This is a genomic window from Pseudomonas sp. SWRI18 (genome assembly GCF_014268345.1).
In the GTDB taxonomy this organism is placed as follows: Bacteria; Pseudomonadota; Gammaproteobacteria; order Pseudomonadales; family Pseudomonadaceae; genus Aquipseudomonas; species Aquipseudomonas cedrina.
Genome location: NZ_JACCQQ010000001.1, coordinates 1 through 15,065 on the forward strand (window position 1 = coordinate 1; position 15,065 = coordinate 15,065).

Consider the following 15,065-nt stretch of genomic DNA (forward strand, 5'->3'; position numbering starts at 1 on the left):
CAGTGATCGTTTACGGTACGCGGCCGTAGGATGCTTGCTGCCTTTCAATAACATTCAAATTAAAAGCCTTCAAGACAGTTGCTCCCACATTTGGGTCGGCATACATCTGACGTTTTTATGTCCACCCCCCGTCGCCAGTTTTCTCAGCGAAAGCTGGCTGAAAGCTTTCGCGACTAGGATCACCTCCAACTGCCGGCAACAGACCGGCTGTACACAACAACAATGGTGATTCCCGATGTCCGTCCGTACCCGCCTGTTTGCTCCGACTCCCCCCGTAAGCCACGTGCCTTTCGTTCTGCGCTGACCCACCCGGTTCGCCATTCCCTAGCCGCGCTACGCCTGGAGTATTCCTATGCTGACTTTCCTTGGCTTTGCCATGGTCATCACGTTCATGTTCCTGATCATGACCAAGCGCCTGTCCGCGCTGATCGCCCTGATCATCGTGCCGATCCTGTTCGCCTTGTTCGGTGGTTTCGCCCCGAAGATCGGCCCGATGATGCTCGAAGGCATCACCAAGCTCGCGCCCACCGGCGTAATGCTGATGTTCGCCATCCTCTATTTTGCCCTGATGATCGACTCCGGCCTGTTCGACCCGGCCGTGCGCAAGATCCTCAAGATGGTCAAGGGCGACCCGCTCAAGGTTTCAGTCGGCACCGCCGTGCTGGCGCTGGTGGTGTCGCTTGATGGTGACGGTGCCACCACCTACATGATCTGCGTAGCCGCCATGCTGCCGCTGTACCAGCGCATCGGCATGAGCCCACGGATCATGGCCGGCTTGATCATCCTCGCCGGCGGCGTGATGAACATGACCCCCTGGGGCGGCCCGACGGCCCGGGCGGCCAGTGCATTGCACGTGGACCCATCGGACATTTTCGTACCGATGATCCCGGCCATGGCCGCAGGCGTCGTGGCGATCCTGGTGATTGCCTATATGTATGGCAAGCGTGAACGTGCGCGCCTGGGTGAACTGCACCTGATCGGCGATGAAGTCGACCACAGCGAAATCAGCGTGTCGCAATTCCCGGACGCCCGTCGTCCAAAGCTGATCTGGTTCAACGGCGCGCTGACGCTGGCCCTGATGTGCACACTGATCGCCGGCCTGTTGCCGCTGCCGGTGCTGTTCATGGTGGCGTTCAGCATCGCGATGATCGTCAACTACCCCTGCCTGCAACAGCAGAAAGACCGCGTCGCCGCCCACGCCGGCAGCGTCCTGGCGGTAGTGGGATTGATCTTCGCCGCCGGTATTTTCACCGGTATCCTGTCGGGCACCGGCATGGTCGATGCCATGTCCAAGAGCCTGCTGGCGGTGATTCCGGAAGCAATGGGCCCGTACCTGGCGGTGATCACCGCACTGGTGAGCATGCCGTTCACCTTCTTCATGTCCAACGACGCGTTCTATTATGGCGTGCTGCCAGTACTCGCCGAAGCGGCAAGCCACTACGGCATCACCGCAGTGGAAATGGCCCGTGCCTCCATCGTTGGCCAGCCTGTGCACTTGCTCAGCCCGCTGGTACCTTCGACCTACCTGTTGGTGGCCCTGGCCGGTATCGAGTTTGGCGATCACCAGCGCTTCACCCTGAAGTGGGCAGTGCTGGTTTGCCTGTGCATAATGGTCGCCGCATTGCTGATGGGGATTTTTCCGCTGTTCAGCACTCTATAAGCTTACCCACTCACCCACCGCGCGGCGCTGCAGCTTGCGCGGTTAACACTTGCTCAAAGGAATACACATGGAATGGCTGACCAATCCGGAAATCTGGATTGCCTTCTTCACCCTGACGGCGCTCGAGATCGTCCTGGGTATCGATAACATCATCATGATTTCGATCCTGGTCAGCCGCATGCCCAAGCACATGCAGGCGCGTACCCGGATCTTCGGCCTGGCGCTGGCCATGGTCACCCGTATCCTGTTGCTGCTGTCGATCACGTGGGTCATGCAACTGACCGCCGATCTGTTCGTGGTCTTCGGCCAGGGCATTTCGGGTCGCGACCTGATCCTGTTCTTCGGCGGCCTGTTCCTGCTGTGGAAAAGCTCCCAGGAGATGTACCACGCCCTGGAAGGTGAAGACGAAACCCACGACGAGCCGAAGGGCGCTGGTGGCAAGTTCATCTACACCATCATCCAGATCGCGATCATCGACATCGTGTTCTCCCTGGACTCGGTGATCACCGCGGTCGGCATGGTCTCCCATGTGCCGGTCATGGTCGCTGCAATCATCGTGGCCGTACTGGTGATGATGCTCGCCGCTGGCACCATCAGCGAATTCATCGACAAGCACCCGTCGCTGAAGATGCTCGCACTGTCGTTCCTGCTGGTCGTGGGTACCGTGCTGATCGCCGAATCCTTCGACGTGCATGTGCCAAAAGGCTACGTTTACTTCGCCATGGCGTTCTCACTGGCGGTCGAGGCGGTGAACATCAAGATGCGCACGGCCATCGCGAAAAAAAGGAAACAGCAGGATCCAGTGAAACTGCGTAAGGACGTTCCGGGTCAATAAGCTGATCCGCTGCTGAAAAGGGGCGTTCGCGCCCCTTTTTTCATATCCGCAGAAAACCGCTTCATGACAGTTTTGTTTCAATCCCCACTTTAGCTATGCGATGCTGGCGCAGAGCCTTTTCGCCAACTACAGCTTAAGTACAAGACGTAGAGCGGCACGCGGCACTTTTTACTGCTCCTGCTGGAGCACACCCACACGGGGGGCCGAGCATGCTGACCTTGCTCAATCTGCTTTCCGCCGTGACCCTGCTGATCTGGGGCACGCACATCGTCCGTACCGGCATCCTGCGGGTCTACGGCTCCAACTTGCGCCAAGTCATCGGGCAGAACATGTCCAAGCGCTGGCTGGCGTTTATCGCCGGTATCCTGGTGACCGCCATGGTGCAGAGCAGCAACGCCACGGCGATGCTGGTGACGTCGTTTGTCGGCCAGGGCCTGATGGGGCTGATGCCCGCCCTGGCAACCATGCTCGGCGCCGACGTCGGTACAGCACTGATGGCACGGGTGCTGACGTTTGACCTGTCCTGGCTGTCGCCGCTGCTGATTTTTCTCGGGGTGATTTTCTTCCTGTCGCGCAAACAGACACGGGCAGGGCAGTTGGGTCGGGTGGCGATCGGCCTCGGGCTGATCATCCTCGCGCTGCAATTGATCGTCGAGGCCGCCGGGCCCATCACCCACGCCCAAGGCGTGAAAGTGCTGTTTGCCTCATTGACCGGCGACATCCTGCTCGACGCCTTGGTCGGCGCCTTGTTCGCGATGATTTCCTACTCCAGCCTGGCCGCCGTCCTGTTGACGGCCACCCTTGCCGGCGCCGGCGTCATCGGCCTGCACGTGGCCATCGGCCTGGTGATCGGCGCCAACATCGGCAGTGGCGTGCTGGCTTTCCTCAGCACCAGCATGCAAAACGCCGCCGGGCGCCAGGTGGCCCTGGGTAGCCTGTTGTACAAATTGATCGGCCTGTTGCTGATCATTCCGGTGCTCGACCCGCTGGTGCTGTGGATGGACGATCTGGACTACAGCGCCCAGGGCATGGTCATTACCTTCCATCTGCTCTACAACGTCAGCCGCTGCCTGATCCTGCTGCCCACCATCGGCCCGATGTCGCGCCTGTGCGCCTGGCTGTTGCCCGAGCGTGAAGAGCTCAACGGCAAGGCCAAGCCACGTCACCTGGACCCGACCGCGCTCACCACACCCAGCCTGGCGCTGGCCAACGCTGCTCGCGAGACCCTGCGCCTGGGCGATCTGATCGACAACATGCTCACCGCCATGCAGGAAGTACTGCGCGGCAAACAAACCACCATCACCCAGGAAATGCGCAGCCTCAGCGACGATGTCGAAGCGCTGTACAGCGCGATCAAGCTTTACCTGGCGCAAATGCCCCGTGAAGACCTCAGTGAGCAGGACAGTCGCCGTTGGGCCGAGATCATCGAGCTGTCGATCAACCTGAAGCTGGCCGGCGACCTGATCGAACGCATGCTGCGCAAAGTCCAGCAGCAAAAAACCTCACAGCGCCGCCAGTTTTCCGAAGTCGGCCTGGAAGAACTCAGCGGCCTGCACAGCCAGTTGATCGCCAACCTGCGCCTGGGCCTGTCGGTGTTCCTCAGTGCCGACCCGCACAGCGCTCGCCAATTGCTGCGTGAAAAACGCCGTTTCCGCGCCCAGGAACGCCGCCTGGCCCATGCCCACGTCAGCCGGCTGCAGCGCAAGATCGTACAGAGCCTGGAGACCAGTTCCCTGCACCTGGAGCTGATTGCCGACATGAAACGCCTGAACTCGTTGTTTTGCAGCAGTGCCTATGTGGTGCTGGAAACGTCCGACACCGGCGCGCTGTCCGCCGACGATATTGTCGACATCACGCATTCGCCCTGAACGTACAGTGGCCCGTGAAGTCAGTTAAAGCTGACCTCACTCGCCAGGAAGCTTGTTATGCGTCGCCTGTTAGTTGCGTGCCTGCTCATGGGCGCCGCCCACGCCTTTGCCTTTGACCGCCTGCAAGTCGAGGGCTACTCCTTGCCCAACGGCTTGCAATTGCTGCTCAAACCGGGCACCGAGCGCGGGCATGTGGCGATTCGCCTGGTGGTGGGCGTAGGCCTGGATGACTTCGCCTGTGAAGATAAAGAGCTGCCGCACCTGCTGGAGCACTTGCTGTTCAGCGGCATCGACGGCGGCGGCGAAGGCGAGCTCGAGGACCGCATGCAAGCCTTGGGCGGCGAATGGAACGCCTACACCAGCAATGCCGACACCACCTTTGTGATCGAGGCGCCCGCGCAGAACCAGCGCAAGGTGCTCGACCTGCTCCTGGCGATCATCACCCGTACCGAATTGACCGATGCCAACATCAACGCCGCCAAGCGCGTCGTCGAACGCGAAGACGGCGGCCATTACTCCCGCCTGCAACGCTTGTTGGACCGTCAGGACCTGGGCCACACCGCCAGCAATCAACTGGCCGTCGAGCTGGGGCTCAAATGCGCCGAACGCGCCGGGGTCGATCACTTGACGCGCGACCAGCTGGAGGCCCTGCGCAAAAACTGGTATGCCCCCAACAACATGACGCTGATCGTCGTCGGCGACCTCGACAAACTGCTGCCCGCCTACCTGGAACGCACCTATGGCCAACTCGATCCGGTCGAGCCGAGCGAGCATCCGGCGCTGCCGCAGATCCAGCATGCCGCTGCCGACCACCGCGAACTGATCCATGGCTGGGTCGGCAACAGTGCCAAATTGCACTGGCTGTTTCCCGAGCCGGTATTGGATGACGGGCATGATGAAACCTACGACCTGCTCAAGGACTACCTCGACTGGGCGCTGTACCGCCAACTGCGCCTCAAGCATGGGTTGTCCTACGGCCCCTGGAGCGAGCGTGAAGTGCTCGGTGGCGTCGGCTTCCTCAGCCTGAATGCCGACCTTGAGCGCGAAAACCTCGCCGACGCCGAACAGGCGCTCCAAGAGCTCAAGGCGCACTTGCTCAAGGATGGCCTCGACCCGGCGGTATTCACGCGCCTGCAACAAGCCGCCATCGCACGACAGGCCTGGGCCGTGCAGGGCAACAGCGCCTTGGCCGACTATTACTGGAGCGCTTTGGGTGACTACAACAACGGTCACTTCAGCGATCCGGTCAAACGCATCAAGGCCGTGAGCCTGGACCAGACCAACCGCGCCATGCGCCAGGTGTTCCAGCAACCCGGCTACTGGCGCATCGAGAAACCACTGCTGAGCTACGATGCGCTCAGCTGGGTCGGCGCCGGTGTGCTTGGGCTGATCATCATTGCGTTGATCGGCGTGCGGGGTTATCGCAAACGGATCGCGTAATGACGCACCGGATACCGAGCCAAGACGTTATTCTGTCTGGGATTTCTCCTACCAAAGACTGCGAACCGCCGAATGCAAACCCTGACCCGCTTGATCACCCGCATTCTTGAACTGATGAAGCGCTACCCCGGGGTGATCGCGCTCGGCGGTTTCATCTCCGGCGTGGGCAGTTTCATCCTGGTGGACCGCCAACAAGGCATGGCCAGTTGGATCGCGGTGATCATGCTGGTGAGCTGGCTGTGGTTGATGCTGGAGAACAGCTTTACCCAGCTGTTCACCAAGCTCTTCAAGCGCGAAATCCCTGAACCGCTGTTGCGCTACGCGACCCAGATGATCCACCAGGAAAGTCTGTTTTTTGTGCTGCCGTTCTTTTTCATCACCACCGCATGGAACAGCGGCCAGTCGGTTTTCACCGGCCTGCTCGGAGCGGCTGCCCTGGTGTCGATCATCGATCCGCTGTACTACAAATGGCTGGCGCCCAAACGCTCGCTGTTCCTTGCGCTGCACACCTTCACCTTGTTCGCCGCGCTGCTCACTGCGCTGCCGATCATCCTGCACCTGACCACCGCCGAGAGTTACAAGCTGGCGCTCGGCGTGGCGATGGCATTGTCGATTCCGAGCCTGGCCGTGAGCCTGCCGCTGCGCAGCCTCAAAGGCTGGGCAATGCTGCTGGGGGTCACGGCTGCCATCGGCTGCGCCGGCTGGTTCCTGCGCAGTTGGGTGCCGCCGGCCACTTTGTGGATGACCGAAGTGGCGATCAGCACTCAACTGCAAGACCGCACGCCCGGCGATGACCTCAAGGAAGTCACCGGTGCCCAACTGCGCAGCGGCGGGCTGTACGCCTACACCGCGATCAACGCCCCGCGCGGCCTGGATGAGCGGATCTACCACGTGTGGAAATTCAACGGCAAAGAAGTCGACCGCATCGCCCTGGATATCCACGGCGGGCGCAAGGAGGGCTACCGCGCCTGGACCCACAAGCAGAATTTCCCGGCCGACTCAGTGGGACGCTGGCAAGTGCGCGTGTTGACCGAAGACGGCCAGGTGATCGGCGTGCTGCGCTTCAAAGTGACGGACACAGCACAAACGGACAATCCAAAGTAGCCAGGATCGTGCTATTACGTAGCCATTGTGGATAGCCAAACAAGCTCGGAGCTTATGACCACCAGCACGACGGCCGGCGCCGCCCACCTCGATACGTCCACCACCCCGCCGCAGCTGCGGATTACGGGGGACTGGACGCTTGCCCACTATGCCAGCCTGAAGAAGCTGTCAGACAAGCTCGACGGCCAATATGACGCTGGCGCGCGCATCGACCTCAACGGCCTCGGCACCCTGGACACCGCCGGCGCCTCGCTGCTGGTGGAGCTGCTGGGGCCGACCCGCATCGAGCAATCGGCCGAACAGACCGACTGCAGCCTGTCTGCGGCTGACCGCGCGTTGCTCAAGACCGTCTACCGCTCCCTGAATGACTTTTGCGTGCCGGATAAAGCGCCGGAAGAAGCCACCAGCATTCAGGTGCTGGCGCGCATTGGCCGGGCGGTGGACACCGTGTGGCAGGACAGCAAGCAACTGCTGGGCTTTATCGGCCTGATCATCGAAACGTTCGCTCGCGGCCTGTTTCGGCCCAAACGCTGGCGTATCACGCCGATGGTTGCGCATATCGAACAGACCGGCCTCGACGCAGCCCCCATCGTGGCCCTGCTGACTTTTCTGGTGGGCGCGGTGGTAGCGTTTCTCGGTGCCACGGTGCTCGAGAGCTTTGGCGCCACCATCTTCACAGTGGACCTGGTGGCGTTCTCGTTCCTGCGTGAGTTCGGCGTGCTGCTCACCGCTATCCTGATGGCCGGCCGCACTGCCAGTGCCTTTACCGCGCAGATCGGTTCGATGAAGGCCAACGAAGAAATCGACGCCATCCGCACCCTGGGCCTGGACCCGATGGAGTTGCTGGTACTGCCCCGCGTACTCGCGCTGCTCGTAGCGCTGCCGATGCTGACCTTCCTGGCGATGCTCTCGGGGATCATCGGCGGCGGCGTGGTGTGCGCCGTAGCCCTGGATATTTCGCCAGCGATGTTTCTGTCACTGCTGCACTCGGACATCGGCGTGCAGCACTTCGTGGTGGGCATGATCAAGGCGCCGATCTTCGCCTTCCTGATCGCGGCCATCGGCTGCCTGGAAGGCTTCAAGGTCAGCGGCAGCGCCGAGTCGGTCGGCGCTCACACCACCTCCAGCGTGGTGCAATCGATTTTTGTGGTGATCGTGCTGGATGCGGTCGCCGCGCTGTTCTTCATGGAGATGGGCTGGTGAGTCGCCTGCACCGAGCGCCCGCCGAGGCGGTGATTGAAGTGCGCGGCCTGTGCAATCGCTTTGGTAGCCAAAGCGTGCACGAACAGCTCGACCTGGATTTATACAAGGGCGAGATCCTGGCCGTGGTCGGCGGGTCCGGCAGCGGCAAATCGGTGCTGCTGCGCAGCATTGTCGGCTTGCGCCGGCCCAGTGAAGGCCAAGTGCGGGTGTTCGGCAAGAACCTGCCAAACCTTTCGGAACAGGAACGCTCGCTGATTGAACGACGCTTCGGCGTGCTGTTCCAGAAGGGCGCGCTGTTTTCCTCGCTGACCGTGACCGAGAACGTCGCGCTGCCGCTGATCGAACACGCCGGCCTCAGCCGCCGCGACGCCGAGCACTTGGCCGCAGTCAAACTGGCCCTGGCCGGGTTGCCGCTGTCGGCGGCGGACAAATACCCGGCCTCGCTGTCCGGCGGCATGATCAAGCGCGCCGCCCTGGCCCGCGCCCTGGCCCTGGACCCGGACATCCTGTTCCTCGACGAACCCACCGCCGGCCTCGATCCGATTGGCGCGGCGCAGTTCGACCAGTTGATCCTGACCCTGCGCGATGCGCTGGGCCTGAGTGTGTTCCTGGTCACTCACGACCTGGACACGCTATACACCATCACCGACCGCGTGGCGGTGCTGGCGCAGAAGAAAGTGCTGGTGGCCGGCGCCATCGACATCGTCTCGCAAACGGACGACGCCTGGGTTCACGAATACTTCCACGGCCCCCGTGGCCGCGCGGCATTGGATGCCGCTCAATCGCTCAACGAGGTATGACATGGAAACCCGAGCCCATCATGTGATGATCGGTCTGTTCAGCGTGATCGTAGTGGTCGGCGCGCTGCTGTTCGGCCTGTGGCTGGCCAAGTCCAGCGTCGACAGCGCCTTCCAGGACTACGAAGTGATCTTCAACGAGGCGGTCAGCGGGTTGTCCCAGGGCAGCGCCGTGCAGTACAGCGGAATCAAGGTGGGCGACGTCACCAGCCTGCGCCTGGACCCCAAGGACCCGCGCCGCGTGCTGGCACGCATCCGCCTGGCCGGCCAGACGCCGATCAAGGAGGACACCCAGGCCAAACTGGCCCTGACGGGCATCACCGGCACCTCGATCATCCAGCTCAGCGGCGGCACACCGCAAAGCGCCGAGCTCAAGGGCAAGGACGGCAACTTGCCGCAGATCATTGCCTCGCCTTCGCCCATCGCGCGCCTGCTGAACAACAGCAACGACCTGATGACCAGCGTCAACCTGCTGCTGCACAACGCCAACGATATGTTCTCGGCACAGAATGTGGAGCGCATCAGCAACACCCTGGACCATCTTGAGCAAACCACCGGGGCGATTGCCGACCAACGCGGCGATATCAAGGTGGTGATGCAACAGCTGATGCAGGTGAGCAAGCAGGCCAGCGCCGCCCTGGAACAGACCACCGTCCTGATGCGCAACGCCAACGGTTTGCTCAACGAACAAGGTAAACAGGCCTTCGGCAGCGCCGAGCAAGCCATGAAATCCCTTGAACACAGCACAGCCACTATCAATACGTTGCTGACCGACAACAAAAGCTCGGTAAACAGTGGCCTGCAGGGCCTCAACGAACTGGCACCGGCCGTGCGCGAACTGCGCGAGACCCTCGGTTCGCTGCGCGCCATCTCCCGCCGCCTGGAAGCCAACCCCAGCGGTTACCTGCTGGGCAGCGACAAGAACAAGGAGTTCACGCCATGAAGCGTGCTTACCCAATGATCGCCCTCGCGGCCCTGGCGCTGGTCAGTGCGTGCTCGATCCTGCCCAAGGCCGACCCTTCGGATGTATACCGTTTGGCCGCGTCACCGACCGCGACCCAAGCCACAGCCGTGGCCTGGTCGTTGCGCGTGACCAAGCCGCAGGCCAGCGAGTTCCTCGACAGCCCACGCATTGCCGTGGTGCCCAACGGTAATCTGATCAGCAGCTATGCCAACGCACGCTGGAGCGATCCGTCGCCGGTGCTGTTGCGCAATCGCCTGCTGGACGGCTTTCAGCGCGACGGGCGGGTGACGTTGTTGAGTACCGATGACACCAACCTGCAGTCCGATTATGAACTGGGCGGGCAATTGCAGGCCTTCCAGAGTGAATACCACGGCAGTGCGGTGGAGGTGGTGATTCGCCTGGACGCGCGATTGGTGCGCGGCCGTGACCAGCGAATCGTTGCCAGCCGGCGGTTTGAGGTTAGACAACCGGCGGAGGATACCAAGGTGCCAGCCGTTGTCGCCGGGTTTGGGTTGGCGGGGGATCAGTTAAACAGGCAGGTGGTGGATTGGGTGGTGGCGCAGGGCAACAGTGCAGCGAAACGCTGAGGGCCTCTTCGCGGGCAAGCCCGCTCCCACATTTTTTTGATCTGTGAATACAATCGAATGTGGGAGCTGGCTTGCCTGCGATAGCGATTTGAGCCTCAGCCAAAAAACCAGTAGCACACCGCAATCGCCGCCACGACACCGGCAAACTCCGCCAGCAACGCACAGCCCACCGCATGCCTGGCCCGTTGGATGCCCACCGAACCAAAGTACACCGCCAATACATAAAAGGTGGTTTCGGTACTGCCCTGGATGGTTGCCGCGACCAATGCCGGGAAACTGTCCACGCCTTGGGTCTGCATGGTCTCGATCAGCATCGCCCGCGCCGCGCTGCCTGAGAACGGCTTGACCATCGCGGTCGGCAAGGCATCGACAAAGCGCGTGTCCATGCCGGTCCAGGCCACCAAGTGGCGAATGCCTTCGAGGCCGAACTCCAGCGCCCCGGAAGCGCGCAATACGCCCACGGCGCACAGCATCGCCACCAGATACGGCAGCAGATTCTTGGCGACATCGAAGCCTTCCTTGGCGCCTTCGACAAACGCCTCGTACACCTTGACCTTGCGCAACGCACCGATCACCAGAAACAGCATGATCAAGCCGAACAGCGTGAGGTTGCCCAGGATCGATGACAAACCCGCCAGCGCCGTGGCGGACAGCGTCGCCAGCAATGCCATGAAGCCGCCGAGTACCAGCGCGCCGGGAACCAGGTACGCCAGCACCACGGGATCCCACAGCCGCAGGCGCTGCATCACCGCCACCGAGAGCAGGCCCACCAGGGTCGAGGCGCTGGTCGCCAACAGGATCGGCAGGAATACCAGGGTTGGATCGGGAGCGCCTTGCTGCGCGCGGTACATGAAGATCGTCACCGGCAGCAGTGTCAGCGACGACGCATTGAGCACCAGGAACAGGATCTGCGCATTGGTGGCGGTGTTGGGAATGGGGTTGAGTTCCTGCAGCGCCTTCATGGCTTTGAGCCCGATGGGCGTCGCGGCGTTATCCAGGCCCAGGCCGTTGGCGGCAAAGTTGAGGGTGATCAATCCGATGGCCGGGTGGCCAGCGGGCACTTCCGGCATCAGGCGACGGAACAGCGGACCGAGGGCCTTGGCCAGCCAATCGACGATCCCGGCTTTTTCGGCGATGCGCAAAAAGCCCAGCCATAAGGTGAGGGTGCCGAACAGCAGCACCATGACTTCCACCGACAACTTGGCCATGGCGAAAATGCTTTCCACCATCGCCGCGAATATGCCGGCGTTACCGCCGACCAGCCATTGCGCCAGTGCCGACACCATTGCCACGACAAAGAAGCCAAGCCACAGGCCATTGAGCATCAGTTGAATCCCCCGAAGAATGGGGCGAATGATAGCGGGGCTGGCAGAAACGACAAACCCCGGAATTGTCCGGGGTTTGTTTCAGCGCGATTGCGCTGTCAGCTGCGGGTGGCTTGGGCAGACGGTAAGGCTTCCTTGCTGCGCCAGTGCGGCAGGGAATTCCAGTAGCGCTCGCCCTTGGCGTCGTCGTACATGCCTTCCCAGCGGGAGATGACCAACACGGCCAGGGCGTTGCCGATCACGTTGAGCGCCGTACGCGCCATGTCCATGATGCGGTCGACACCAGCGATAAATGCCAGGCCTTCCAGCGGAATGCCCACGCTGCCCAAGGTCGCCAGCAGCACCACGAAGGACACGCCCGGTACGCCGGCGATGCCTTTGGAGGTGACCATCAGGGTCAGTACCAGCATCAGTTGCTGGCCGATCGACAGGTCGATGCCATACAGCTGGGCGATGAAGATTGCCGCGATGCTCTGGTACAGGGTCGAACCGTCGAGGTTGAATGAGTAACCGGTCGGAACCACAAAGCTGCAGATCGCTTTCGGTGCGCCGTAGGCTTCCATCTTCTCGATCACGCGCGGCAGCACAGTCTCGGAGCTGGCGGTGGAGTAAGCCAGTACCAGTTCATCCTTGAAGATGCGCATCAGCCTGATCACCGAGAAGCCGAACAGGCGGGCGATCAGGCCAAGGACCACGAAGGCGAAGAACAGGATGGCGACGTAAACCAGAATCACCAGCTTGGCCAGCGGCAGCAACGATGCAAAGCCGAAGTTGGCGACGGTCACGGCGATCAGTGCGAATACGCCGATCGGAGCGTACTTCATGATCATGTGGGTGACTTTGAACATGCTCTCGGACACGCCCTGGAACATCGTCACCAGCGGCTCGCGCAACTCAGGCTTGAGGCTCGATAAACCAAGGCCGAACAACACGGAGAAAAAGATGATCGGCAGCATTTCGCCACGGGCCACGGCGGCGAAGATATTCGAAGGGATCAGGTTGAGGATGGTTTCGATGAACGCATGCTCATGCTGCACTTCTGCAGCGGTCGCCTGGTACTTGGAGATGTCGACGGTACCCAGGGTACTCATGTCGATGCCGGCGCCCGGGTGGAACAGGTTGGCCAGCAGCAGGCCGACCACGATGGCGATAGTGGTGACGATTTCGAAGTAAAGGATGGTTTTGACGCCGATGCGCCCGAGCTTCTTCGCGTCACCGACACCGGCAATGCCGACGATCAGCGAAGAAATGACTATCGGGATCACGATCATCTTGATCAGGCGGATAAAGATATCGCCCGCCGGCTGCAACACATTGCTGATCCACCAGGCCTTTTCAGCGCTGAAATGGTTGAGCACGGCACCGATTGCGATCCCCAGCACCAAACCGATGAGGATCTGCCAGGCGAGGCTTAGCTTTGCCTTCTTCATGTCATTACCCTTACTTCAAGTGAACTTAAGGCCGATGCGCCAGCTGCAACGCCCGGGGGCGAAAAAGTGAGTGCATGGGCCTCCATGGAAGGTCACCGCAGCGTGGCCGAAATGGCTTACTGGCAGGCGAAAAAAGCCGCAACTATTGCCATGCAAGGGAGTGCCGTCTAATGCCGTAAACGCCTACCCTATGCCGAATCGGCATGGTCATTTCTCATAATAACTGTCCGAACGGTCAGTTCAAATGTGACATTTTGTCCGACAAACATGCCGTGAACCTGCCAAACCCGGCTCGCTCAGAGACTCAGGACGTCCAGGGACGGTCGGTGAAAAAACCAGGCGATTGAGTTGCTTAGTGTCAGAAACGTCCGATGACCGCCGACAAATTTTGTCGATAGATGGTCGGCCCGAAACACCAAGAAATGGTTGGGCAGGAGCAGAAATGGAATTTCCAACTAAGGCAGGCATAACGAAAGCAGATTTAAAACAGCGGCATAAGCCCGCCGCAGGTTCGACAAGCAAGAACTTGTGAACCTGCGTCGCAGCTTTTCGCCTGACCCGGCCCTTGCGCAGGCACTCCCTGTACCCGTAGGTCACGCCGATCCCGTTTGATCAGAGCAACCCGGCCCCCTGGTCATGCACCGCCCTTGGCGGGTGGTGCAAACAGAAAGAAGCGAGGGGCTTCTTTCTATGGACGCTGGCTCCGTGGGCGACAGATGCGCCGGACGGAACCTAGTACCAATTCGGATCTTTCTTCAACTGCTCCATCAGCAGCTTTTGCATGCCTTCATCCGGCTTGCCGATAAATCGGTAATCCGCATGCCGCGTGGGTGACTTGTCCGCCGGCAAACCGGCAGGGACTTGCACCAACATGGCGTAGGCATCTTCCTTGTCGAGGCTGAAAGCCACGATCAGGCGCTTGTTCAGGCAGGTGTCCGCGGTTTCGCAGAGCGGCCCGACCAAGTACTGGTCGCCATCCTCTTGCACTGCGTTCATCTGCTCGGCCGTGCCCGACAGGTTCATCACCCATTCCGGCAGGCGCTCTTCTTTCTTCACCACGCTTTGCCAGGTTTCGCGGTATTGCGGGTCCGCGCTGAGCAATTCGTTGGCGCGCGATTGGCCGTCGTTGGCGGCCATCGCCAAGCCGCTGCCGCCCAGAAGCAGGGCGGCAGTAATGGCCTTGAAGGACAAAGTGGTCATTTTCAGCCTCGGCCGCGACGACCAAAGAAGAACGAAGCGATGAACATCACCAGGAAGACCACGAACAGAATTTTTGCGATACCCGTGGCGGTGCCGGCGATGCCACCGAAGCCCAGGACTGCAGCCACAATGGCGATGATCAGAAATGTGATTGCCCAACTCAACATGGTGATTCTCCTTAAACTTTTATAGAGGTAACAGCGGTAGTGTCGTGCAGCCGCTCAAACCGAGCGGCCTGTGGTGCCTAGAACACCCAACGTTCCTGGGATGGCAGTTCACTCAGAGAAGACTCCTGGTCAACCATCCGCAGTTGCGGGGCTGTTGCATCGGCAGCAACACTGCCAACGGAACGGAAATGGGTCTGGGTCATGGCCGGACGTTCAAACTGGGGAACCTGCTGCTGACTCTGCTGCCAATGCTGAAACTGCTGGCCGCCAATCAACGTGACCATCAGGGCCAGGCTGGCAAACAGACCTTGCTGCAAGCGCAGTGGCGATACACGCAGTTGGTTCAGGCTTTGGCGAGTCATGCTGCTGTTCTCCCGCATCTTGTTTATCGTTGAGGGAGATATTGCAGAGCGCATGCCAGTTTTTTTGATATATAAAAATCAATAAAATCAAAGAGTTAAGTATTTATAATCGACCGCATACCC

Annotated in this window: 14 protein-coding genes; 9 read left to right on the forward strand and 5 right to left on the reverse strand. The window is 60.8% G+C overall.

The genetic code is table 11. The features are described from left to right. Window positions 1-352: 352 nt before the first annotated feature. The 9 genes from H0Z09_RS00005 (at window position 353) to H0Z09_RS00045 (ending at window position 10,458) form a co-directional block, all read left to right on the forward strand. Entirely contained in the window at window positions 353-1,660 is a 1,308-nt protein-coding gene (locus tag H0Z09_RS00005; protein WP_186685702.1) for a CitMHS family transporter, read from the forward strand. Between the two features lie 67 nt (window positions 1,661-1,727). Further along, window positions 1,728-2,495, forward strand: coding sequence for a TerC family protein (locus H0Z09_RS00010; RefSeq protein ID WP_076952248.1), 768 nt, complete (start codon window positions 1,728-1,730; stop codon window positions 2,493-2,495). A gap of 209 nt (window positions 2,496-2,704) precedes the next feature. After that, window positions 2,705-4,363, forward strand: coding sequence for a Na/Pi cotransporter family protein (locus H0Z09_RS00015; RefSeq protein ID WP_186685705.1), 1,659 nt, complete (start codon window positions 2,705-2,707; stop codon window positions 4,361-4,363). 57 nt (window positions 4,364-4,420) lie between these two features. Then, on the forward strand, window positions 4,421-5,803 hold the full coding sequence (locus H0Z09_RS00020) for a pitrilysin family protein (RefSeq protein WP_186685707.1): 1,383 nt from the start codon (window positions 4,421-4,423) through the stop codon (window positions 5,801-5,803). A 72-nt stretch (window positions 5,804-5,875) separates the two neighbouring features. After that, window positions 5,876-6,907 carry a DUF5924 family protein gene (locus H0Z09_RS00025; protein WP_186685709.1) on the forward strand — a complete coding sequence of 344 codons (1,032 nt, stop codon included), beginning with the start codon at window positions 5,876-5,878 and terminating at the stop codon, window positions 6,905-6,907. A 54-nt stretch (window positions 6,908-6,961) separates the two neighbouring features. Further along, window positions 6,962-8,110, forward strand: a complete 1,149-nt coding sequence (locus H0Z09_RS00030; RefSeq protein WP_186685711.1) for an ABC transporter permease — start codon at window positions 6,962-6,964, stop codon at window positions 8,108-8,110. 5 nt (window positions 8,111-8,115) lie between these two features. Further along, window positions 8,116-8,910 carry an ABC transporter ATP-binding protein gene (locus tag H0Z09_RS00035; protein WP_186686971.1) on the forward strand — a complete coding sequence of 265 codons (795 nt, stop codon included), beginning with the start codon at window positions 8,116-8,118 and terminating at the stop codon, window positions 8,908-8,910. Window position 8,911: 1 nt separating this feature from the next. Continuing rightward, the gene (locus H0Z09_RS00040) at window positions 8,912-9,850 is read left to right on the forward strand and encodes an MlaD family protein (RefSeq protein ID WP_186685713.1); all 939 of its coding nucleotides are present in this window, start codon (window positions 8,912-8,914) and stop codon (window positions 9,848-9,850) included. Then, entirely contained in the window at window positions 9,847-10,458 is a 612-nt protein-coding gene (locus H0Z09_RS00045) for an ABC-type transport auxiliary lipoprotein family protein (RefSeq protein ID WP_186685715.1), read from the forward strand. The genes H0Z09_RS00040 and H0Z09_RS00045 overlap by 4 nt, the downstream gene beginning before the upstream one ends. 95 nt (window positions 10,459-10,553) lie before the next feature. Here H0Z09_RS00045 and H0Z09_RS00050 read toward each other — a convergent pair whose 3' ends face one another. From H0Z09_RS00050 to H0Z09_RS00070, 5 genes are all read right to left on the reverse strand, one after another. After that, complete coding sequence (locus tag H0Z09_RS00050) at window positions 10,554-11,783, reverse strand: spore maturation protein (protein WP_076952240.1); 1,230 nt, start codon at window positions 11,781-11,783, stop codon at window positions 10,554-10,556. Between the two features lie 98 nt (window positions 11,784-11,881). Then, complete coding sequence (gltP, locus tag H0Z09_RS00055) at window positions 11,882-13,213, reverse strand: glutamate/aspartate:proton symporter GltP (RefSeq protein WP_186685718.1); 1,332 nt, start codon at window positions 13,211-13,213, stop codon at window positions 11,882-11,884. Window positions 13,214-13,945: 732 nt separating this feature from the next. Beyond that, entirely contained in the window at window positions 13,946-14,413 is a 468-nt protein-coding gene (locus H0Z09_RS00060) for an inhibitor of vertebrate lysozyme family protein (RefSeq protein ID WP_186685720.1), read from the reverse strand. Window positions 14,414-14,415: 2 nt separating this feature from the next. Further along, the gene (locus H0Z09_RS00065; protein ID WP_003170804.1) at window positions 14,416-14,580 is read right to left on the reverse strand and encodes a DUF1328 domain-containing protein; all 165 of its coding nucleotides are present in this window, start codon (window positions 14,578-14,580) and stop codon (window positions 14,416-14,418) included. A gap of 77 nt (window positions 14,581-14,657) precedes the next feature. Then, on the reverse strand, window positions 14,658-14,942 hold the full coding sequence (locus tag H0Z09_RS00070) for a hypothetical protein (protein ID WP_186685722.1): 285 nt from the start codon (window positions 14,940-14,942) through the stop codon (window positions 14,658-14,660). Window positions 14,943-15,065: the final 123 nt, after the last annotated feature.